This window comes from Pedobacter endophyticus, from assembly GCF_015679185.1.
GTDB lineage: Bacteria > Bacteroidota > Bacteroidia > Sphingobacteriales > Sphingobacteriaceae > Pedobacter > Pedobacter endophyticus.
In genome coordinates, this window is record NZ_CP064939.1 from 380,826 (window position 1) to 401,496 (window position 20,671).

Genomic DNA, 20,671 nt, shown 5'->3' on the forward strand with positions numbered 1-20,671 from the left:
AGTACTGGATTAAAAAATCCAAGGCGAAAAAAGTTGGGAAGTGGAACGAAGCAATGCCTTTAGTTAGATTGCTTCGGCTCGCACAGTTCCAGCCTCGCAATGACGAGTTTACTAAATTTCGGCCTAACTAGTGCTGGATTTAAAATCCAAGGCGAAAGAGGTCGGGAAGTGGAACGAAGCAATGCCTTTAGTTAGATTGCTTCGGCTCGCACAATCCCGGCCTCGCAATGACGAGTTTGCTAAATTCCGACCTAACTAACACTGGATTTAAAATCCAGGGCTAAACAAGTCAGGATTGCAAATCCAGACTAACGGATAACGCTGGTCGAGGTTTGTAACCTCGACCTAAATAGCGCTGGATTTAAAATCCAAGGCGAAAGAGGTCGGGAAGTGGAACGAAGAAATGCCTTTAGTTAGATTGCTTCGGCTCGCACAGTTCCAGCCTCGCAATGACGAGTTTACTAAATTCCGACCTAAATAGTACTGGATTTAAAATCCAAGGCGAAAAAAGTTGGGAAGTGGAACGAAGCAATGCCTTTAGTTAGATTGCTTCGGCTCGCACGGTCCCAGCCTCGCAATGACGGTCTACGATCCCGACCAGCGGAAACTCAAAACCATTCTATTCAATTGCTTGTTTCCTGTACGTATTACCTAAATAGAGAACATATGATAAAGGCAGAGATTAAAAAGGGAAGTGACAAAGATAGGGCAATTGCTGCCGTCGGAAATGAAGAAGAAATTAAAACCGACACACCGCTGGCCGAAAAGGATGAGGAAAAACAAGTTGAGGATGAAATGCGAATCAGAATGGCCAACAAAAAAAAGACTAAATAAGCCACCAACCACAGTGCGCTCTTAAAAACTATAATTGTATAATCTGCCAATCCGCTTTCTTACCTCGAAAGCAACCTGCTTGTATCGAGTTTTGTGAGAAGCTTAGCGTTTTAGCCTTAAAAATATATGGAGATTGATATCCGCAAAAGAAAAGTTGGATTAAACTTTTTAGAAGACGGCACTGCCGAAATATGGCTCTGGGCGCCATTTGCAACTAATGTATCTGTGCTGATTACCGAAAGCGAGCTGAGCCTTAAAATGCAAAAAGAATCGCTTGGTTATTGGTATCTTAAAAGTAATGAAATAGCCGAAAACGCCGAATATTGCTTTGCACTCGAAAATAAAGAAGCCGAACAGCAAACTACAGATAGCCAGCCTTTACTGAGGTCTGATCCTGCATCTGTATATCAAAAAAACGGGGTTTCTGGAAATTCGACTGCCTACAACCTCAAATCTTTCAACTGGACTGATTTGGGTTGGCAAGGTGTTAGAACGGAAGACCTGATTATTTACGAATTGCACACAGGCACTTTTACACCGACCGGAGATTTTAATTCGATAACAGAGAAGATAGACTATTTATTGGAGCTGGGCATTACTGCAATCGAAATTATGCCAGTTGCACAGTTTCCCGGCAACCGCAATTGGGGTTACGATGGTGTGTATCCGTTCGCGGTACAGGATAGCTATGGAGGGCCAGAAGCGTTACAACAGCTCATAAACACCTGCCATGAGAAAGGGCTCGCTGTAATTTTAGATGTTGTTTATAACCATTTTGGACCAGAAGGCAACTACCTGAAAGATTTCGGGCCGTATTTTACGGCGAAATACAATACGCCATGGGGCGATGCGATAAATTTCGACGACGCAAATTGTGATGCGGTTCGGGAGTATTTTATTGAGAATTGCTTAATGTGGTTTCGCGATTTCCACATCGATGCACTGCGACTGGATGCCGTGCACGCCATAAAGGATTTGAGCACCACACACATTTTAGCCGAAATTAAGCAGTATGTAAATCAGCTTTCAGCACATACAAAACGGGAATATTTGCTTTTGGTAGAGCTCGATTTAAACGACAATACATACATAAATCCATTAGCGGATAAAGGCTATGGGATGGATGCCCAATGGATTGACGAGTTTCATCATGCGTTAAGGGTAACTACCGGAGAAGCGAAAAACGGGTACTATGCCGACTTTAACGGTATTGAGCATCTCGCTAAATCGTACCGAGACGCTTATGTGTACGACGGGCAATATTCGCCTCACCGGCAAAAGAAGTTCGGCATAAAAGCCGAGAGAAACCAGGGAAATCAGTTTATCGTTTTCTCGCAAAATCACGATCATGTTGGCAACCGAATGCTTGGCGAGCGTACATCCACATTGGTAAGCTTCGAAATGTTAAAACTATTGGCAGCAGCAGTGCTTTGCAGCCCATACATACCGCTGATATTTATGGGCGAGGAATATGGCGAAGCAAATCCCTTTCAGTTTTTTATCAGCCACACCGACGAAGACATTATCGAATCGGTGAGAAAGGGTAGAAGATCAGAATTTGCTGCCTTTCACCATTCAGATGAAACGCCCGACCCGCAAAGCGAAGACACCTTTAACCGTTCTAAACTGAATTGGGAAGCGCTGAACGAAAACCAGCACAAAACGCTTTTTGCCTATTACAAGGCATTGATCGCGCTTCGAAAATCGAACCCTGTCCTTAATAAGCTCGATCGGACGGGTGTATTGGCAGAGGCGCTCAAAGATCAAAATTGTTTAATACTTACTCGAAGCAACCAAAACGGAAAGGTTTATTGTTTAATGAATTTCTCCAAAGAAACGCAAGGTTTTCCAGGTCGCCATGTAGCAAACAGCAAGGTAATTTTTAACTCTGCATCAGTTGAATGGGGCGGAAGCGATGCTGAACAGCCGGCAATTAACGACACCATTAATGTTTCACCAGAATCTATTTTAATTTTAGCAAGCGCAAATGTATAATCCAAACACCACTTATCGCATTCAGTTCAACAAAGACTTTACGTTTAAATCGCTCAGCAAAATTATTCCATACCTAAAAAAGCTGGGTGTTGATACGATATACGCTTCGCCGATTTTTGAGGCTGTACCGGGGAGTACCCATGGTTACGACGTTACCAATCCGCTTAACATTAATCCCGAAATAGGCACCGAAGAAGAACTATTTGCCATTTCAAAAACGCTGAAAGAAGCTGGTATGCAGTGGTTGCAGGATATTGTTCCCAACCACATGGCTTATCATCCGAACAATGCCTGGCTAATGGATGTGTTGGAAAAGGGTTCAGCTTCTGAATTTGCCACTTTCTTTGATATCGATTTCTCTGATGATCAGAAACTGATGGTTCCGTTTTTAGGCAGCGATCTGGATGAGGCAATTAACGATTCACTGATTGAGATTAAGGAAATTGCTGGCCGTTATTACTTAAGTTATGCCGAAAGTAACTGGCCGCTTAACGAATCGTCTAAAGCGGAGTTGGCAGGAAGAAAACTCGAGGAAGTTAACAGTGATAAAAGGCTGATAAAGAAAATTGCTGATGAGCAACATTACAGGCTTTGCAATTGGAAAGAGACAGACAGCCAGATCAATTACCGTCGATTTTTTACCGTTAACGGGCTTATTTGTCTCAACATCCAACATCAGGATGCATTTGATCGTTACCACGAATACATTTTCAAGCTCGTAAAAAAAGGCATTTTTCAGGGCTTAAGAATTGATCACATTGACGGGCTTTTTGATCCGAAGCAATATCTCGATCGGCTTTATAAAGAAGTAGGCGAAGACGTTTATGTTGTTGTAGAAAAAATTCTGGAGAGCGATGAGCAAATGCCGCAGAGCTGGCGAACACAGGGCAGCACCGGTTACGATTTTTTAGCCATGATGAACAATCTGTTTACCAACAAGGCAGCCAAAAGTGCGTTCAACAAAATTTACAAAAAGGTAATTGGTAAAAAGCTCGATCCGACCGCAATGATCCATGAGAAGAAAACGGCAATTTTATTCGATCATATGCAGGGCGAACTCGATAATTTGGTAGACTTGTTTACAAACCTCCAACTTGCCGAAGGAACAGTTCCGGATCGTCAGCTCTTGAAAAAGGCCATTGGCGAGATGATGGTGCAAATGCCCGTTTACCGATACTATAATTACAATTTTCCGTTGAGTGGCGATGCGTTAAAAAACGTAAAATCACTGCTCAAACCCGTAGTCGAAAACGCCGAGCTTGCGCCTGTTGGTGAGTTGCTATGGCAAATATTCATCGAAAATCCGGTAGCTGCTAACGCAGAATATAACCAGCGTTTAACCCAATTTTTTCTGCGCTGCATGCAATTTACCGGCCCGCTAATGGCCAAAGGGGTAGAAGATACGCTCATGTTTACTTACAATCGCTTTGTTGGCCACACCGAAGTGGGCGATGCGCCGGATGCTTTCGGTTTAACGGTAGCAGAGTTCCATCAAAAAATGGTCGACCGGCAACAACATTGGCCGCTTGCCCTGAATGGGAGCGCAACACACGATACAAAAAAAGGGGAAGATGTGCGGGCAAGGCTAAACACGCTAACCGATATTCCGAAAGAATGGGAGCAAATGGTTACCAGGCTGATTGCGCTTACCAACAAACTTAAATCGAAAGATAAATCGTTTGCGTGGCTTCACGACAACGATGTTTATCTCATATTTCAAACAATTTTGGGCACAATGGCCATGCCTGGCGAATCGGACGAGGGGCTACAAGACCGTTTGGCGCTGTACATCGAAAAAGCACTTCGCGAGGCTAAAAAAAGATCAGATTGGGCAGAACCGAATGAAGAATATGAGCTTTTGGTGAAAGATTTTGCCAATGAGTTGTTGGATCAGGAAGCAAAAAGTTATCAGGCGCTGAATAAATTTTCGACGCGAATAGCCGATTTCGGAATCGTTAACAGCCTGGCACAAGTGCTCTTAAAATTCACTTGCCCGGGCGTACCGGATTTATATCAGGGAGCGGAACTATGGGATTTAAGTTTGGTTGATCCCGACAACAGGAGGCCGGTTGATTACACGAAACGAGAGGAGTTTCTTTCGCAAATTGAATCAGAAAAATCGTTAAAAAAAATCTGGGGCGAGCGTTACAACGGCAAAGCCAAGTTATGGCTTACCCACAAGTTATTGGGCGTACGCAAAACGCACGCAACCGTTTTTGAAAAAGGTGAGTACATTCCGTTAAAGGTTAAGGGAAAATACGCTAAAAATATTTGCGCCTATATCAGAAAGTTCAACGATACCTTTTTATTAATCGCCGTACCGTTGGGCATGGCCGCCATTGCTAAAAATGAGGAGTTAAATGCGTTCGATTGGCTCGATACTGAGGTTATTTTACCATCGGGCGTTCCTACATCGTGGCAAAATCTGATGGCGGAAAAAGCCGGAGCGAAGGATTTTTTGAACGATGGAATATTAATTAGCCAAATTTTTAGCGAAATTCCACTGGGCTTGTTGCAACTGAAATCTCCGGAAGATGCCCGCAGTGCCGGCATATTAATGCATATTAGCTCCTTGCCCTCTGAATATGGCATTGGCGATTTTGGCAAACCGGCTTATCAGTTTATAGATTTTTTAGCGGCGGCAGGTCAGCAGTATTGGCAAATATTGCCATTAAATCCAACCAAATCTACAAATGGCCATTCGCCGTACTCCAGCAATTCTGCAATGGCAGGCAACTATCTGCTCATTTCTCCGGAAGCGCTGCTGCATGACGGCCTCTTAGATGCATCCGACCTTGATCAATTTAAAATTAAAACCACAAGCCGCGTCGACTTTGAAAAGGCAGAAAAATCGAAGTCGAAGTTGCTCTCAAAAGCCTATAAACGTTTTTCTAAATCGGCTGATCACACTTTAGCTGAAGCTTATAGCACCTTTTGCGAACAGGAAAGCCATTGGTTAAATGATTTTGCACTTTATGCGACAATAAAACAGCAGTTAAAAAGCTCTGCCTGGTACCATTGGCCTGCAGAATTAAAAACCCGCAAGCCCGATATGCTTGCAAAATTTACAAGTGAGCATGCCGAAGAGATCGATGAAATTAAGTGGCAGCAGTTTATTTTTTATCGCCAATGGCTTGCGTTAAAAGGTTATGCAAACAAAAATAGCGTCAAAATAATCGGCGACCTGCCGTTTTATCTCGATCACGATTCTGTTGAAGTTTGGGCCAACCCTGAACTTTTTAGTCTTGATAAAGGGCTCAACGTCAAAATGGTAGCGGGGGTTCCGCCCGATTATTTTAATGATAAAGGCCAGCTTTGGGGGATGCCGGTGTTTAACTGGGCAAATATGAAAGCGACTGGCTACGACTGGTGGATCAAGCGACTGAAGAAAAACCTCGAACTTTTCGATCTGCTCCGCTTAGATCACTTTAGGGCTTTTTCGTCATATTGGGCCGTTGCAGCCGCAGAACAGGATGCTGTTAACGGAACCTGGCAGCAAGGACCGGGCGCCGATTTCTTCAATGAAGTAAAAAAACACCTGGGCAAGCTGCCTTTTATAGCCGAAGATTTGGGAGAAATTACGAGCGATGTGGAAGCGCTGAGAGACGAGTTCGACTTACCCGGAATGAAAGTATTGCAATTTGCCTTTGGCGAAGATATGCAGTTGTCGCCACACATTCCTTATCGTTACCCTTCAACCAATGCCATTGTTTATTCGGGCACGCACGATAACAATACCGTTGTGGGCTGGTACAACACCGAAATCGACAAGCGAACAAAACAGCGCATTAAGCTGTATACAGGCATTTCGAGAAATCATAAAAACATCCACGAAGCGATGTTAACACTCGCCTATAGGACCAACGCGTATATCGCAATTTTGCCTATTCAGGATGTTCTGGGTTTGGACGAAAACGCAAGGATGAACGTTCCGGGCAATGCCAACGGCAACTGGAACTGGCAAATGGACGATGATGCGATAACCGCCAAAATAACAAAATATCTATCAGCGCAAACTGCCATTTATGGCAGAAGCCGCTGATAGCGCTGTTTAAATTGACAGGCTGAAGTTACGCGACCTTTTTATCGCCTATTTTTTCGTTTAAATACGCGGCAATTTGGCTTAAAGTAATACTTTTTGTGGCACGCACCGCCGATTTCAGAACCTCATGGCTCACACCAAGTCGATCGCACCAATAGTTTCTATCAGATTCTTCAGATAAAAGGATAATTTCGTCGTTTTGTACGTAAAATGAATTCAAATTCATGATCAGGATGTTTAGTTCACTTTGTGAAACAACATTCCCGGACATTTGGTTTTACAAATCGCTATTTATTTGCGATTAAAAATAGAGTAGGGGTCGCGGTCATGAAGTAAGCATCCGTAAATCGAATTTAAAATGCTGAATTGAGGTCCTGAACTTTCTCTATTGGTTTCATCGATTGGCTTAACATCAAAGGTCGTCTTGCTGAATTTATTTCAGCATCTTAGATATTGGGCAGTAACGATGTAAAGATCCTGATCCCAAAGCTTCGGGACAGATGACGGAATGACCGAGTAATGTGGAACAGAAAGTTGCGACAGGGGAGTGGCATTAAGTCGAATCACTACCGATATCCATCGAATATTTAAATTAATCTATTTTTTATCTGAGCTTATCTACTTTGCTTCTTTGCCCAATAACATAGCGTTACCTTTGTTTCATTATAGGTTTACGAAAGTTAAACCTTTAACACGGGAACGGTGTCATATCAGTCAGGATTGAACTATGATGCCAGAATCTTGCGATTGGTGGTCGCAAAATTCATTATCTACTTTACTGTTTAGTAGATAGTCTTAGTTATGATTAAAAAAATGCAGAACTGTCAATTCTGCATTTTTTTTTATAAAGGTAAACTGAAATAAAATGTGGAGCCTTGTTTCAATTCACTTTCCACCCAAATTTTTCCACCGTGTTGATTAATGAGTTCGGCGCAGATGTACAGACCGACGCCAAAGCCCGAAATGGTTTTTGTGTCAGGGCTATCAACCCGGTAAAAACGATCAAACAATTTGTCGAGGTCGCTGGCCTTGATGCCAATTCCTTCATCTTCAATACTAACAATCACTTCGTTGTCATTCGTTTCGCACTTTATTGCAATCAACGATTCCTTTTTTGAGTACTTGGCGGCATTTCCGATCAGATTGTTCAATACATTTCCGATTTTTTCCTTATCAGCATTCACCATTACATCACATTCGCCTACAACCTGGATAAAATGACTCGGCAAAATAATCCTGTTTTCTTCAGCGATAACCTCAATCAGCTCCATCAGGTTAAATTGCACCTTGTTCAGATAAATCTTTCCCGCCTCTAACAATGAAACATTGAGGAAGCCATCAATCATTAGCGACATGCGCTTAAGTTGAATGCCAACTTTGTTAAGGGTATCAACAGCATAAGCGTCCTTTCCGTCTTTGAGTTTGTATTGCAGCAGCTGAATGTAAGCACTTAATGAGGTTAATGGCGTTCGCAGTTCGTGGCTCACCATGCTGATAAAATCGTTCTTCCTGAGTTCATTTTGCTTAACTGCAGTAATATCCAGTACGGCTCCTGCGATGTAAATTGGTTTTCCGTCGGGATCGTAGTAAGCCTTACCAGTCGATCGTAACCACTTGGTATGCCGCGTACCATCAATCCTGATTTCGTACTCAATGTTGAACGAAGTTTGATGGTGCAATGCTTTTCTAATGGACTGACTTACCGTTTCCATATCTCGTTCCATCACAAGCGACTTTGCTTCGCTTATGCTCAAATTGTTATGGTCGAGCGTATAAATTTCTTGTGCTCTTTCAGATAAAAAACACCGCTTACTGTTCAAATCGACATTCCACGAACCCATGCCCGAAGCATCCATGGCCAGCTTTAAAATATCTTTAGCTTTCAGCAACTCCTTTCTGAAGTTTACCTGCTCGGTGATGTCGTTGACAATAACGAAGATGCTGGTAACTGTTCCCGTTTCGTCTTTGAGTGGTTGATATATGGCGGTTAGATAGGCGTCGCCTGCAGAGGTCGAAAACTGTAGTTCGTTTAAGGTTAACTGCTGACCGGTAGAGAAAATGCTCCTCACTTTAGTTAGAATATCTTCCCGGTCAGCCAGTTCTGCATGAACAATTTCCTGAGGCTTGTTTATGATTTCGTCTCTTGTTTTACCCCACAAATTCAGCATGTTTTCATTGGCATATTCGGTGGTAAGTTCCGTGCCCTTTAAAACGCACATCCCGACCGGGGCCTGATCAAAAAAGTTTCTGAATTTGGTTTCTCTTTCTAGCAACTCCGAAATTAAATCGTGAATGCGGTCATCTGTCTTTTTGAACGAGCAAATTACCATCGTAGTCGATTCTGACGCTTCAAAAGCTATCGGCGTCATATCTACTTCCCAATATTCATTTGGCTGAACGCCGTTTAAGTTGGTTTTGAAAGATGCTTTTTCGTTATCCTTAACGGCTGCCGCTATTTCGAGTTCAAACTTTTGATATTCAATTTGATTGAACAGTCCCAAAAAAGGCTCATTTTCAACTGATTGCCCGCCAGACAGCCGGTTTAACAGCGCTTTAAACTGCTGATTACACTCCAGCATTTTTAATTTGGGAAAGGTATCAAAAACAGCTACAGGATCTTGTATATGTTTGAGAAAAGCGCTTCGTAGGACATTAGATGGATCAAGCATAAATAGGAATAATGGCTTTTCTCAAATATAATCTATAAACCTGCAATTATCAACATGTTTCGCATTTCTTCCAAAAGACAGTTTCTGTTTGCCTTTAAAAAAGATCATTCCAGGGACAAATAAATACGAATGAGTTGACGGACAGCCAGCTTTGCGACTTATTCTTCACAGTGGTTTACAGATTTGAGATTTATATGCTGTTCATCATTTTCTGTCGGTGTTACTGCGCAGGGCAAACGCAGCTTTTCGCGGAGTGCCGACATAATATTATTATAGCTGACAAACGGTATTCGAAGTTCGTTTCTTTGTGCAGTTCCGTTAACCGTTTTGTCCTATAATTAATATTATGTTAAGTTGACTTTTTAAACACCTCGCCTCTCACCAAATTCTCGCTGATTTTTACATTTCTCTTAACCGGCGGTTAAGCTCTTCAATTTTGTCGGTTTCGTTCTTTTTAGAATAGATATCGATGAGAAGCTGAACGGTTTTCTTGTCGTTTGGATTAATTTCATTTGCACGCTGTAGCGCAAACTGTGCCTTATCAACCAGGCCGGTAAATTGAACGGCCTTATCAGCTTGATTTTTTCGCAGCGTTTCATTGGCGGTATTTAAGTACGCCAAACTAAGTTGATATAGTGCATCGAAATAATTCTGATCAGATGCCAGGGCTTTATCATAAGCCAATATTGCCGTTGCATTGTTGCCGCCAGCCTGCTGTATGTAGCCGTACAGAAAATACAGAAGCTTGCTGTTTCTTTCTAACTTCAGGTTTTTTTCGATCAATCCCTGTGCTTTCGTGAAATTCTCGGTGTCGAGCAATAAATTGATGTAATCGTTAGTCAAAAAACGATTGTACGGATTAAGCAGCAAACCATCTTCCAGCGTTTTTATTGCTGCTTCGTTGTCAGATTTAACAATGTACATTTGTGCCATTTTCTGATAAACTGACGGATTTCTGATTCCATTTTCTTTGGCCCGTTTAAAATAATTCAGTGCTTCATCGTACGATTGAATGTTCAGGGCGCATATTGCAGTATTTAAGGCCAAAGCCGTATCGGCCGGAAAACTGTCGCTTACCTCCTTAAGATCAGTAAATGCTTCATTAAAATCGTTCGCAAAATAAGCCTCGTTGCCTTTGTATTGCTTCTTAATCAAAATGTTATGATTCGACGCCTTGATTAGTCCTGAGTTATCATCGTACTTATCCAGTTTTTTCGCCTGCTTAACCGCATCTACTGCCGAATCGTAATATTTGTTTGAATTGTTGGGATCAGTATCTATCAACGAAGCAAAAGATGTTAAATATGCCTTAATAGACCAGGTTTCCGACCATTTTTTGGTCTTATTATCTTTCTCTGCCGATTCTATCGCCTTTAAGCCTTCGGAAATGAGCTCTAATTGTTTTTTCGGCTCTTCTTTATTGGCAATTGACGCTTGTAATTTACCAACCGAGTTTCTGGCAATAAGGATCTGGCTTTTTTGGGCCACAGCATTAACAGACAAAAAAACGAGCGTAACAAGTAATATTTTAAAGCGGTATTGCATAGGAAAGAATTTGGTACAGTTATTAAAACCATAAAATTAAACAAAAAAAAAGAGTCCCGATAAAATCAGGACTCTTTTTTTTAGATCGGTGTTTATTGCTTAGGAAGCGCGTCTAAACGTTTTTTAATGTCTTCGTAATTTTTGGTGTCGTTTCTAAAGGCGTATATGGTTTTTAAAGTTTCCAAAGCACCCTGGTTTTTCGAATCTAATTCGAGTGCTTTTTGATAAAAGGGCAAAGCCTTATCCAACATGGCATTCATTTTTGTAGTAACTTCATTAAATTCCTTAACTTTTTTAGAGTCGATTTTATTGCGATCTTTTTGCAAAGCAAGTGCCTGCGAAAAATAAATGTTACCTAACAAAACCTGATAATTTGGGTTTGTTGGCTCTTTTGCAGCTAAAGCAACAAGCATTTGTTCTGATTTTGCAGCATCTCCCCTGTCGATATAAATTTGTGTTTCAGTTTTGATCCAGTCTGTATTGTCAGGAAATTTCGCTGTAGCTTCTTTAATAATAGCAAGTGCGGCGGTAGTATCTTTTTGCTTTGCAAGCGCTGTGCTAATAATTTCCGAATACAAATCTTTCGACTGCGGCGAATTTAACGAAATCACTTTTTTAAATTGGGTAATCATCCCCGGATAATCTTCGATGTTTCTGGCCGCGATACCTGCATTTAAGTACATGGAAGTATCTTGTGGATTAATTACAGTAGCTGCAACGAATTTCTCGTAAGCAGTTTTGTAATCTTTCCTGTTATAGGCAAGCACGCCACCGTTTCTAACCGCATTTGTTACATTAGTTTCGGCTAAAGCGATATTGTCTTTCTCGGCGCCTTTAGTATCCAGCTTTTTTGCTTCCGCTATTGCATCCTGAGCAATTTTTAGGTTGGCATTGGCATTGGCCATATTTACGGTATCTAACAGCGCCGCAGTTGATGCGAATAGTGCACGGTAAGACCATGCCTCGGGCATTACTTTCGATTTCTCATCAGCAATTGCCTTTTCGGTGTGTGCTAAACCAGTGTTAATCGATTCTAACTTTTTCTCTAACGGTCCGGTTTGATTTTGAAGCAAAAACTGCGTCACATTCCAAACTTTCTTGGCGTCGGCTACCTCGCTTTTCTGAGCAAATGCAGTGCTTGCTGCGCCTGCTAACATTATACCTAGAAATATTTTTTTCATAATTTTTATTCTAATCTTTATTTAATTAATTTTCTTCTTCGGTTTCGTCATCTGTATCAGCTTCGTCATCAGTTTCTTCCGGCTCGGTCGTATCTGCTTCAACCTCTTCCCCATCTGTAACCAGCACGCCTTCCAAATCTACCGTTTCCTCTTCATCTTCCTCATGATCGATTTTAGTAACCGATGCAATTTCATCATCTCCTTTTAACGATATCAATCGAACGCCTTGCGTGGCACGTCCCATTACACGTAAAGCGGCTACCGGAATTCTGATTACAATTCCCGAGCGATTGATGATCATCAAATCTTCGCTGTCTGTAACGCCTTTTATCGAAACTAATTGTCCTGTTTTTTCAGTAACATTAATAGTTTTTACACCCTTACCGCCACGGTTTGTTACACGATAATCTTCAATATCGGTACGTTTTCCATATCCTTTTTCTGATACTACTAACACTGTAACTTCAGGATTGTTTACAGCAATCATGCCAACAACTTCATCCTTATCGTGTGCCAGTCGTACACCCCGCACGCCAGTGGCTGTTCTACCCATCGGGCGAACCGTTTTTTCGTTAAATCGGATGGCCCTGCCCGATTGTAAGGCCATTACAATCTCGCTTTCGCCATCAGTTAAGCAGGCTTCCAATAAAACATCGCCTTCATTAATGTTAATTGCATTTATACCATTAACACGGGGACGGGAATAAGCCTCGAGAGAAGTTTTCTTGATTGTACCTTGTTTAGTACACATAATAATAAAATTGTTCTCCAGATACTCCTGATCTTTAAGGTTCTTCACTTTGATGTAAGCCTTAATTTTTTCTTCTTTCGGAATATTGATAATGTTCTGAATAGCCCTGCCCTTGCTGGTACGCGAGCCTTCGGGAATTTCGTAAACCCTTAACCAGAAACATCTTCCGGCCTCGGTAAAGAACAACATATAGTTGTGGTTAGAAGCCACGAGCATGTGCTCGATGAAATCCTCATTACGCGAGGTGCTACCTTTCGACCCCTTGCCGCCCCTGCCCTGCGCTCTAAACTCGGTTGCAGGTGTACGTTTCACATAACCTTCGTGCGAGATAGTAATGACTACTTCCTCATCTTCGATGAAATCTTCCATGCTCATATCTTCCGCAGAATGAACAATGGTAGTTTTACGCTCATCACCAAATTTCTGCTTCACTTCTTCAAGCTCATCTTTGATAATCTTCATACGCAAACCTTCATCTGCCAAAATAGATTTCAAATAATCGATGGTTTTCATCAGTTCAGCATACTCCTCTTTAATCTTATCACGCTCTAGTCCTGTTAAACGACGAAGCGTCATATCCAAAATTGCACGTGCCTGAATATCGCTCAGCCCGAATTTCTCCATCAAGCCCATGCGAGCCTCATCTGGTGTTTCAGAAGCCCTGATTAGTTTAATCACTTCGTCTAAGTGATCTAACGCAATAAGGTAACCTTCTAAAATATGCGCACGCTTTTCGGCTTCGGCAAGTTCATATTTCGTACGGCGGATAACAACATCATGTCTGTGATCAACAAAATGTACAATTAAATCCTTCAGATTTAGCATTTGCGGCCTGCCTTTTACCAATGCAATGTTGTTTACACTGAAAGAGGTTTGCAAAGCCGTATATTTATATAGGTTGTTGAGCACGATCGATGCATTGGCATCGCGTTTAATTTCGTACACAATCCGAATACCATCTTTGTTCGATTCATCTTTAATGTTAGAAATTCCTTCGAGCTTTTTCTCGCCAACCAGTTCAGCAGTACGCTCAATCATTTGCGCCTTGTTTACCTGGTAAGGGATTTCGGTAACGATGATTACTTCGCGATCTTTAATGTTTTCGATTTCTGCCTTTGCACGCATTACAATACGGCCACGGCCAGTTTCGAAGGCTTCTTTAACACCGGTATATCCGTAAATGATACCACCTGTCGGAAAATCGGGCGCCTTAATAAACTTCATTAACTCTTCAATAGTAATCTCTCTATTATCGATGTAGTTAACAATACCATCAATAACTTCGGTTAAGTTGTGAGGGGCCATGTTGGTAGCCATACCCACCGCAATACCCGATGATCCGTTTACTAAAAGGTTGGGAATTTTTGATGGTAAAACCGAAGGTTCCTGTAACGTATCATCAAAGTTTAGTTGAAAATCTACCGTATCCTTATTAATATCGGCAAGCATTTCTTCGGCAATTTTTGCAAAACGTGCCTCGGTGTAACGCATTGCAGCCGGCGAATCGCCATCAATGTGGCCAAAGTTTCCCTGACCATCTACCATTGGGTAGCGTAAGCTCCAGTCCTGGGCCATACGAACCATGGTAAAATATACCGATGAGTCGCCATGTGGGTGGTACTTTCCTAAAACCTCGCCCACAATACGGGCCGATTTTTTATGTGGTTTGTTGCTGGTTACACCTAGATCGAGCATACCATACAAAACGCGGCGGTGTACCGGTTTTAATCCATCGCGTACGTCAGGCAAGGCCCTTGATACAATTACCGACATTGAATAGTCAATGTAGGCCGATTTCATTTGCTCTTCTATATTAATCTGAATGATTTTGTCGTTCTGCTGATTCTCTAAATCTTCTGCCATAAATTATTATCCTCGTTGTTTAAAACGATATTTAAAAAAGGTATTATTATAACCTTGCGAATTTAACAAAAATATAGCGAATTAAGGCATTGTGGAAAAGTTTTACGCTTGTGGACAGCGTTTTTAACCTCTTTTTATTTTTAACTGATTGAAGCACAGTTTTAGCGATTTTAACTTTTGTCAATTGTCGTCGTCATTAGCGATCCGTTTTAGAAAAACCATAAGGAGCTAGGATGACAGGTTAAACGCTGTCATCCTGAGCAGTAATTCATTGCATAAAAATCAATATGAATGACGTTTATATCTTCTTGCCGTCTTTCCCGCGCAGGCGGGAATCACAATGCCAAGTTAAAGTCTTTCTTTCGATTTAGGATTCCCAATTAAATTGGGAATGACGACCGTTCGTAGTTGGCGTTCCATTCATTTGGCCAACCTATAATTAAGTAATTGTAATCCAATAAGTTACTAAATAACGTCAATGGTAGTTTTTATTTATTACATAACATTAATATGAATGCCGTTTTTTAAGGCGGTCGTCATTGCCCAAAGGGACTACGTTATAGCGAGGTACAGCCTGTCCCGACTTTTCGGGGAAGCAATCTTCTTGATTAAATAATATCTCCTATGAGATTGCTTCCATCGATGAAAAATTGATTTCGCAAAGACGGAGCGCTCCAAAACGTAAATCGTTTAGGATTCAGCCGCTTTACACATTTCGACTATTACTCTTCCAAATAATCTAAATCTTTATCAAAACTTTCTTTGAGCTGGCTCAATCCGAACATGGCAATTAAGGTAAGCACGCCCATTACCAGATATCCGGCGGTGATTAAATCGTACTTACTTGCTAAAAACTCAAAAAAGAAAGTGATTGGAATCAGGGCGCCGCGAACAAAGTTGGGTGCGGTTGTAGTAACGGTAGCCCTGATGTTGGTTCCGAATTGCTCGGAGGCTATGGTTACAAAGGTGGCCCAATACCCTACCGAGAAACCCATAAACAGACAAATCCATATAAATGAGCTGCTACTTAGGCCAAAACTACTTAAGTAAACCACTACGCTGATAACGGAAAGCAAATGGAAGATGAAAACCGTTTTTTTTCTCGATTTCAAAACCTGAGCCAACAGTCCGGTAACTACATCGCCAATGGCAATGCCAAAGTAAGTAAACATAATTCCGGTACCTGCTTTTAAGGGCTCGGTTGCACCAAGGGCCTTTCCAAATTCGGGCGCCAGCGTAACCAAAATTCCGACTACGAACCACAAGGGAACGCCTATTAAGATGCAATAGAGGTATTTTAGAAACCGCTTCTTGTTATTAAAAAGCATAAAGATGTTTCCTTTGGCTATTTCGGACTTGGCGGCGTGCTTAAACATGCCCGATTCGAAGGTGCCAACGCGAAGCAGCAGCAGGGCAAGCCCCATTCCGCCGCCTACAAAATAAGATGTTTGCCAGGTGTAATGCGACGCAACGGTTGCTGCAACTGCGGCCCCCAAAAGGCCGATAGCGCCAACAATCATCGTTCCATAGCCCCTTTTCTCTTTATCCATGGTTTCGGCTACAAGCGTAATTCCGGCGCCTAGCTCTCCGGCAAGCCCAATCCCGGCAATAAACCTGATTATTGCATAGCTGTTAACGGTAGTTACAAAACCGTTGGCGATGTTGGCCAAAGAATATAAAAGGATCGATCCGAAAAGCACTTTTATCCTTCCGAGTTTATCGCCGAGTACGCCCCAAAGTATTCCGCCCAGTAAAAGGCCAAACATTTGTGCATTGATAATGAGAAAACCGTCTGATTGCATGTCTTTTGCGGAGACACCGATTTCACCCAAACTTTGGACGCGAACTACCGAAAATAATACAAGATCGTAGATATCTACAAAATAGCCTAGAGCGGCAACAATAACGAGGAAAATTACATTGCGGTTTTTGGCTTTTAGCTGGGAAGGTTCCATTTCAAATATTTGGTTTAAAGTGCTGAAAGTACAAATAAGCACAAATAAATAAAATAGAATTTAAAAATAAAAGCCACTCTGGTTCTTGAGTGGCTTTCGGATCCTACATAGGAGGCATTTTCTTTGTTGTATCTGGCGGCATCGTTCTCGATGTGTCAGGTGGCGTTGTGGTCGATGTAGTATCCATCGGGGCCGTTGTAGCGGTCGAATCCGTCATTGTACTATCTGAAGAACCAGCCATGTTCTTCGACGAATTGCATGCTGATGTGGCAATCATCAATGTGCCAGCAAAAGCAAGACTTAAGATTATTTTTTTCATAGTTTTTTAATGTTATCTCAACTCTTAACAACCTCTTAATCATTTGGTTTTAACTTTTTAGGTTAAATCGTAAAAAAGAGTAGTTAAAGCGCTGATTAACAAATAAGAAACTACTATTCATGGTGAATCTTCAGCTTGTTGAGCAGCTCGGGCGATACGTTTTCTGCATAAGCGCCATAGGCATCAACAAGTACACCTTTTAAATTGCCCACGTTTGATGATATGGCGTACACTACCGAGCTGTCTGCAGGATCGGTCATCCCCTCAAAGCGGTATACTTCGTCGATCTCAAATTCTTCGGGCATCAAAAGTAAATCGATCTCCTTACATTCCAGCGCATCAGGCGTTAAATTAAAATCGAGGTTATAGCCGCGGCTATCTAAATCGGCCAGGGCAGCCGTAACAGTGTCGAAAATATGCATGCATCTAATTTACTAAAATATTACGGAAACAAGGGCGTTAAAACTTTAAAAGGTGATAAAACTTTCTGATATTAGTCTATATGATTATTTCTCAAAATACCCTTAAATGGGTGATGCGATTTTATCCTCCCTTATTTTTTCAGCGCATCTGGGTTCAGAGATTTGAAGATGATTTTAGAAGCTGCACAGTGAAGCTGAGCAAGAGTTTCCTGAACAAAAATTATAACGGTTCTATTTTTGGTGGCACCATTTATGCCGCAACAGATCCTTTTTATGCCTTGCTATTTGATCAGCTGATGCAGCGAAGGGGCTTTAAGGTTCGGGTTTGGCTCAAAAGTGCTTCAATTCAATACTTAAAGCCGGGCCGTACGAACCTTTACTTCACGATTAGGCTTACCGACGAAATGATAGCGGAGGCTGAGGAAGCATTAAGAACGGTCGGGAAATTTGTGAAGGCCTACCCCATGGAAATTACCAATACAACGGGCGAACTTTGCGCCACTGTAATGAACGAAGTATATATCAGAAACCTGCATCAGGGAGAAACACCCAGAGTTGCTTATTAAAATATGTTATGCCAAGTATCAAGAATCTTATTTTGCAGGGCGAAGGTGTTAACCTCGATTTTAAGAAAACGATTACCAGCACCGAAAAAATTGCCAAAAGCCTGGTGGCCTTTGCCAATAATAAGGGTGGCAAATTACTGATTGGTGTTGCGGACGATGGTGCAATTAAGGGCGTAAAATCGGAAGAGGAAGAAAAATACATGATTCTAACCGCTGCCCACCAGTTTTGCAAACCTGCGATCGAACCTTCGTTTGAAGAAATTTATGTTGATGATAAGTTGGTGCTGGTGGCAAATATCCCCGAAAGCGATACAAAACCACATTATGCTTTAGACGATCAGAAAAAATGGTGGGCTTATATCCGCATTCACGATAAAAGTGTACTGGCAAGCAAAATCATTATTGAGGTTCTAAAAAGTGAGCATAAAGATAATGGCGTGCTGATATCGTATTCTGACAATGAGAAAAAGTTATTGGAATTTTTGGCCCAAAACGAAAAGATTACCTTAAAGGGGTTTAGTAAGTTACTTCATTGTTCGTACCGCAAGGCGCAGAAGATACTTGTGGGCTTAATTCTGGCCAACGTAATCAGAACACACACCAGCGAAAAGGAGGAGTATTTTACTGCGGTTAGCTGGTAGAAGTAGCTTGCCGTTATTGCCCCCCGTCATATCGAATCCCGATTTTTTTATCGGGAGAGATATCTGTTGCCTCCGTCGGGAAGGTGTTTCCTGTAAGCAATAAAGAAATCACTTTTTTGAAAAAATACAGGCGTTGGGAAGATAGGTTTAACGCTGTCATCCTGAGTGCAACGAAGAATCCCCAAGCTATGGAACACAGAACGTCAAAACCGCAGTGCCAAACGAGGGCGAGTGAGTGGGCCAGGACGGTAAGAGTAGGTTACAGATACTTTCCCGAAAAATCGGGACAGGCTGTTCCTCAGCATGACAAAGGATGACGAACGGGCCAAAGGAGATGTGTCCACACGATAGGAAAGTTCGCGACTGGAGCCGAAAGCGAACTGTTTAAAATTAACTCAATATCGCATCACTTTTTAAGCCTCAAAAAAACGATCTTTGCACCCCTATGTTTTCCAGAATTTACGCTAAATACAAGCCTTATTATAAAGAAAATCTCCATCTGGCGCTACCCATTGTTGGTTCGCAGATTGGCCATACGCTGGTTCAAATGGCCGACAGTGTTATTGTCGGACATTTTACCGATGCTACACAACTTGCGGCAGTGTCGTTGGTCAATAGTATTTTTATCCTCGTTTTGGTTATTGGGCTGGGTATTTCTTACGGCCTCACTCCGCTTATTGCGCAAGAAAACGGTCGGCAGAACTACGAAGAATGCGGAAAACTTTTATCCAACAGTTTAATCATCAACATTTCGGTAGGCTTGTTTCTATACGTGCTTGTTCACTTTGGTGTTTTACTCGTCATCGATCACCTAAACCAGTCGCCAGCAGTGGTTTTTTATGCCAAGCCTTATTTGGGGCTGCTCTCGGTGTCGATTATCCCATTACTTATTTTCCAAACCTTTAAGCAATTTGCCGAGGGGCTGGGCTTCACCAAACAGGCTATGTTTATATCCATTTGGGGCAATGTGCTAAATATTATTCTTGGGATTATTTTTGTGCGGGGCATGTTCGGCATAAAATCGATGGGCGTTAGCGGCGTGGGCCTGAGCACACTCATCGATAGGATTTTAATGGCCACAGTAATGGCCATCTATGTGCTGCGCTCTGAAAATTTCAAAAATTACCTCATTAGTTTCAAGGCCACGTTTATCGACAAAATAAGAACGATTAAAATTGTAAAGATCGGCGCTCCGGTAGCGCTTCAATATTCGTTCGAAATCAGTGCTTTTAGCGGTGCGGCGGTGCTTATTGGAACCATCGGCGCCATTGAACAGGCGGCGCACCAAATTGCAATTAGTCTTGCAGCGATGACTTATATGATTGCCAGCGGCGTAGCTTCGGCAGCCACCATTAAAACGGGAAACAATTTAGGCCGCAACCGATTAGACGATCTCCGCAAATCGGCAATTGCCAGTTATCATGTTATCCTGGTGTTTATGAGCTGTACTGCCGTTCTGTTTATTGCTGCGCACAATTTGATGCCTTACATTTATACTTCTGAAACAAAAGTGATTGAAATAGCTGCTCAACTACTGATCATTGCCGGCTTTTTTCAACTCTTTGATGGCACGCAGGTTGTAGGTTTAGGCGTGTTGCGGGGCCTGGGCGACGTGAATATTCCAACGGTAATCACCTTCCTGGCCTATTGGGTAGTTGGTATTCCGGTGGGCTACGTATTGGGCTTTCATTTTGGCTTAGGCGCAAACGGAATTTGGTACGGATTAACCTTTGGCCTGCTAACAGCGTCTATCTTATTGTTTTTAAGATTTCAAAATAAAACAAGGGCTCTGGCGCAGTTACCTAGCGTGTAATGTGGTTACGCTTGTTGTATAGATTTATCGTTTGCCTTAGGTTCTTGAAACTATAACTGTTTTTTGCGTGGAATT

14 protein-coding genes are annotated in these 20,671 nt (G+C 42.0%); 6 read left to right on the plus strand and 8 right to left on the minus strand.

Going from position 1 to position 20,671, the window contains the following annotated elements; translation table 11 throughout:
- Positions 1 to 666 precede the first annotated feature (666 nt).
- The 3 genes from IZT61_RS01660 (at position 667) to treY (ending at position 6,871) form a co-directional block, all read left to right on the plus strand.
- Positions 667 to 834, plus strand: coding sequence for a hypothetical protein (locus IZT61_RS01660; protein WP_196099477.1), 168 nt, complete (start codon positions 667 to 669; stop codon positions 832 to 834).
- A gap of 126 nt (positions 835 to 960) precedes the next feature.
- Positions 961 to 2,829 (plus strand): malto-oligosyltrehalose trehalohydrolase, encoded by a 1,869-nt coding sequence (treZ, locus tag IZT61_RS01665; protein ID WP_196099478.1) that lies wholly within the window; start codon positions 961 to 963, stop codon positions 2,827 to 2,829.
- A complete protein-coding gene (treY, locus tag IZT61_RS01670; RefSeq protein WP_196099479.1) occupies positions 2,822 to 6,871 on the plus strand; it encodes a malto-oligosyltrehalose synthase in 4,050 nt (1,349 codons plus the stop codon). Before treZ ends, treY begins: the two co-directional genes overlap by 8 nt.
- 28 nt (positions 6,872 to 6,899) lie before the next feature.
- Here treY and IZT61_RS01675 read toward each other — a convergent pair whose 3' ends face one another.
- From IZT61_RS01675 to IZT61_RS01710, 8 genes are all read right to left on the minus strand, one after another.
- Positions 6,900 to 7,097 (minus strand): DUF3606 domain-containing protein, encoded by a 198-nt coding sequence (locus IZT61_RS01675; protein WP_196099480.1) that lies wholly within the window; start codon positions 7,095 to 7,097, stop codon positions 6,900 to 6,902.
- A gap of 616 nt (positions 7,098 to 7,713) precedes the next feature.
- On the minus strand, positions 7,714 to 9,450 hold the full coding sequence (locus IZT61_RS01680) for a sensor histidine kinase (protein ID WP_196099481.1): 1,737 nt from the start codon (positions 9,448 to 9,450) through the stop codon (positions 7,714 to 7,716).
- Positions 9,451 to 9,939: 489 nt separating this feature from the next.
- Complete coding sequence (locus IZT61_RS01685) at positions 9,940 to 11,085, minus strand: tetratricopeptide repeat protein (protein WP_196099482.1); 1,146 nt, start codon at positions 11,083 to 11,085, stop codon at positions 9,940 to 9,942.
- Between the two features lie 92 nt (positions 11,086 to 11,177).
- Positions 11,178 to 12,266 (minus strand): tetratricopeptide repeat protein, encoded by a 1,089-nt coding sequence (locus tag IZT61_RS01690; RefSeq protein ID WP_196099483.1) that lies wholly within the window; start codon positions 12,264 to 12,266, stop codon positions 11,178 to 11,180.
- Positions 12,267 to 12,291: 25 nt separating this feature from the next.
- A complete protein-coding gene (gyrA, locus tag IZT61_RS01695; RefSeq protein ID WP_196099484.1) occupies positions 12,292 to 14,880 on the minus strand; it encodes a DNA gyrase subunit A in 2,589 nt (862 codons plus the stop codon).
- 722 nt (positions 14,881 to 15,602) lie between these two features.
- Positions 15,603 to 16,835 (minus strand): MFS transporter, encoded by a 1,233-nt coding sequence (locus tag IZT61_RS01700; protein WP_196099485.1) that lies wholly within the window; start codon positions 16,833 to 16,835, stop codon positions 15,603 to 15,605.
- Between the two features lie 103 nt (positions 16,836 to 16,938).
- Positions 16,939 to 17,154, minus strand: a complete 216-nt coding sequence (locus tag IZT61_RS01705; RefSeq protein WP_196099486.1) for a coproporphyrinogen III oxidase — start codon at positions 17,152 to 17,154, stop codon at positions 16,939 to 16,941.
- A 113-nt stretch (positions 17,155 to 17,267) separates the two neighbouring features.
- Entirely contained in the window at positions 17,268 to 17,576 is a 309-nt protein-coding gene (locus IZT61_RS01710; RefSeq protein ID WP_196099487.1) for a phosphoribosylpyrophosphate synthetase, read from the minus strand.
- Between the two features lie 80 nt (positions 17,577 to 17,656).
- On the opposite strand from IZT61_RS01710, the gene IZT61_RS01715 reads away from it, so the two are divergent.
- From IZT61_RS01715 to IZT61_RS01725, 3 genes are all read left to right on the plus strand, one after another.
- The gene (locus tag IZT61_RS01715) at positions 17,657 to 18,142 is read left to right on the plus strand and encodes a PaaI family thioesterase (RefSeq protein WP_196099488.1); all 486 of its coding nucleotides are present in this window, start codon (positions 17,657 to 17,659) and stop codon (positions 18,140 to 18,142) included.
- An 8-nt stretch (positions 18,143 to 18,150) separates the two neighbouring features.
- Entirely contained in the window at positions 18,151 to 18,783 is a 633-nt protein-coding gene (locus IZT61_RS01720) for an AlbA family DNA-binding domain-containing protein (RefSeq protein WP_196099489.1), read from the plus strand.
- Between the two features lie 445 nt (positions 18,784 to 19,228).
- Positions 19,229 to 20,596 carry an MATE family efflux transporter gene (locus tag IZT61_RS01725; protein ID WP_196099490.1) on the plus strand — a complete coding sequence of 456 codons (1,368 nt, stop codon included), beginning with the start codon at positions 19,229 to 19,231 and terminating at the stop codon, positions 20,594 to 20,596.
- Positions 20,597 to 20,671 lie beyond the last annotated feature (75 nt).

What these genes read in the sequence shown, in the direction of transcription:
- IZT61_RS01685 (WP_196099482.1), bottom strand. Translation starts at nt 11,085, where the DNA reads ATGCAATACCGCTTTAAAATATTACTTGTTACGCTCGTTTTTTTGTCT.
- IZT61_RS01715 (WP_196099488.1), top strand. Translation starts at nt 17,657, where the DNA reads ATGATTATTTCTCAAAATACCCTTAAATGGGTGATGCGATTTTATCCT.
- IZT61_RS01690 (WP_196099483.1), bottom strand. Translation starts at nt 12,266, where the DNA reads ATGAAAAAAATATTTCTAGGTATAATGTTAGCAGGCGCAGCAAGCACT.
- IZT61_RS01725 (WP_196099490.1), top strand. Translation starts at nt 19,229, where the DNA reads ATGTTTTCCAGAATTTACGCTAAATACAAGCCTTATTATAAAGAAAAT.
- treZ (WP_196099478.1), top strand. Translation starts at nt 961, where the DNA reads ATGGAGATTGATATCCGCAAAAGAAAAGTTGGATTAAACTTTTTAGAA.
- IZT61_RS01700 (WP_196099485.1), bottom strand. Translation starts at nt 16,835, where the DNA reads ATGGAACCTTCCCAGCTAAAAGCCAAAAACCGCAATGTAATTTTCCTC.
- IZT61_RS01710 (WP_196099487.1), bottom strand. Translation starts at nt 17,576, where the DNA reads ATGCATATTTTCGACACTGTTACGGCTGCCCTGGCCGATTTAGATAGC.
- gyrA (WP_196099484.1), bottom strand. Translation starts at nt 14,880, where the DNA reads ATGGCAGAAGATTTAGAGAATCAGCAGAACGACAAAATCATTCAGATT.
- IZT61_RS01675 (WP_196099480.1), bottom strand. Translation starts at nt 7,097, where the DNA reads ATGAATTTGAATTCATTTTACGTACAAAACGACGAAATTATCCTTTTA.
- IZT61_RS01705 (WP_196099486.1), bottom strand. Translation starts at nt 17,154, where the DNA reads ATGAAAAAAATAATCTTAAGTCTTGCTTTTGCTGGCACATTGATGATT.
- IZT61_RS01680 (WP_196099481.1), bottom strand. Translation starts at nt 9,450, where the DNA reads ATGCTGGAGTGTAATCAGCAGTTTAAAGCGCTGTTAAACCGGCTGTCT.
- treY (WP_196099479.1), top strand. Translation starts at nt 2,822, where the DNA reads ATGTATAATCCAAACACCACTTATCGCATTCAGTTCAACAAAGACTTT.
- IZT61_RS01720 (WP_196099489.1), top strand. Translation starts at nt 18,151, where the DNA reads ATGCCAAGTATCAAGAATCTTATTTTGCAGGGCGAAGGTGTTAACCTC.
- IZT61_RS01660 (WP_196099477.1), top strand. Translation starts at nt 667, where the DNA reads ATGATAAAGGCAGAGATTAAAAAGGGAAGTGACAAAGATAGGGCAATT.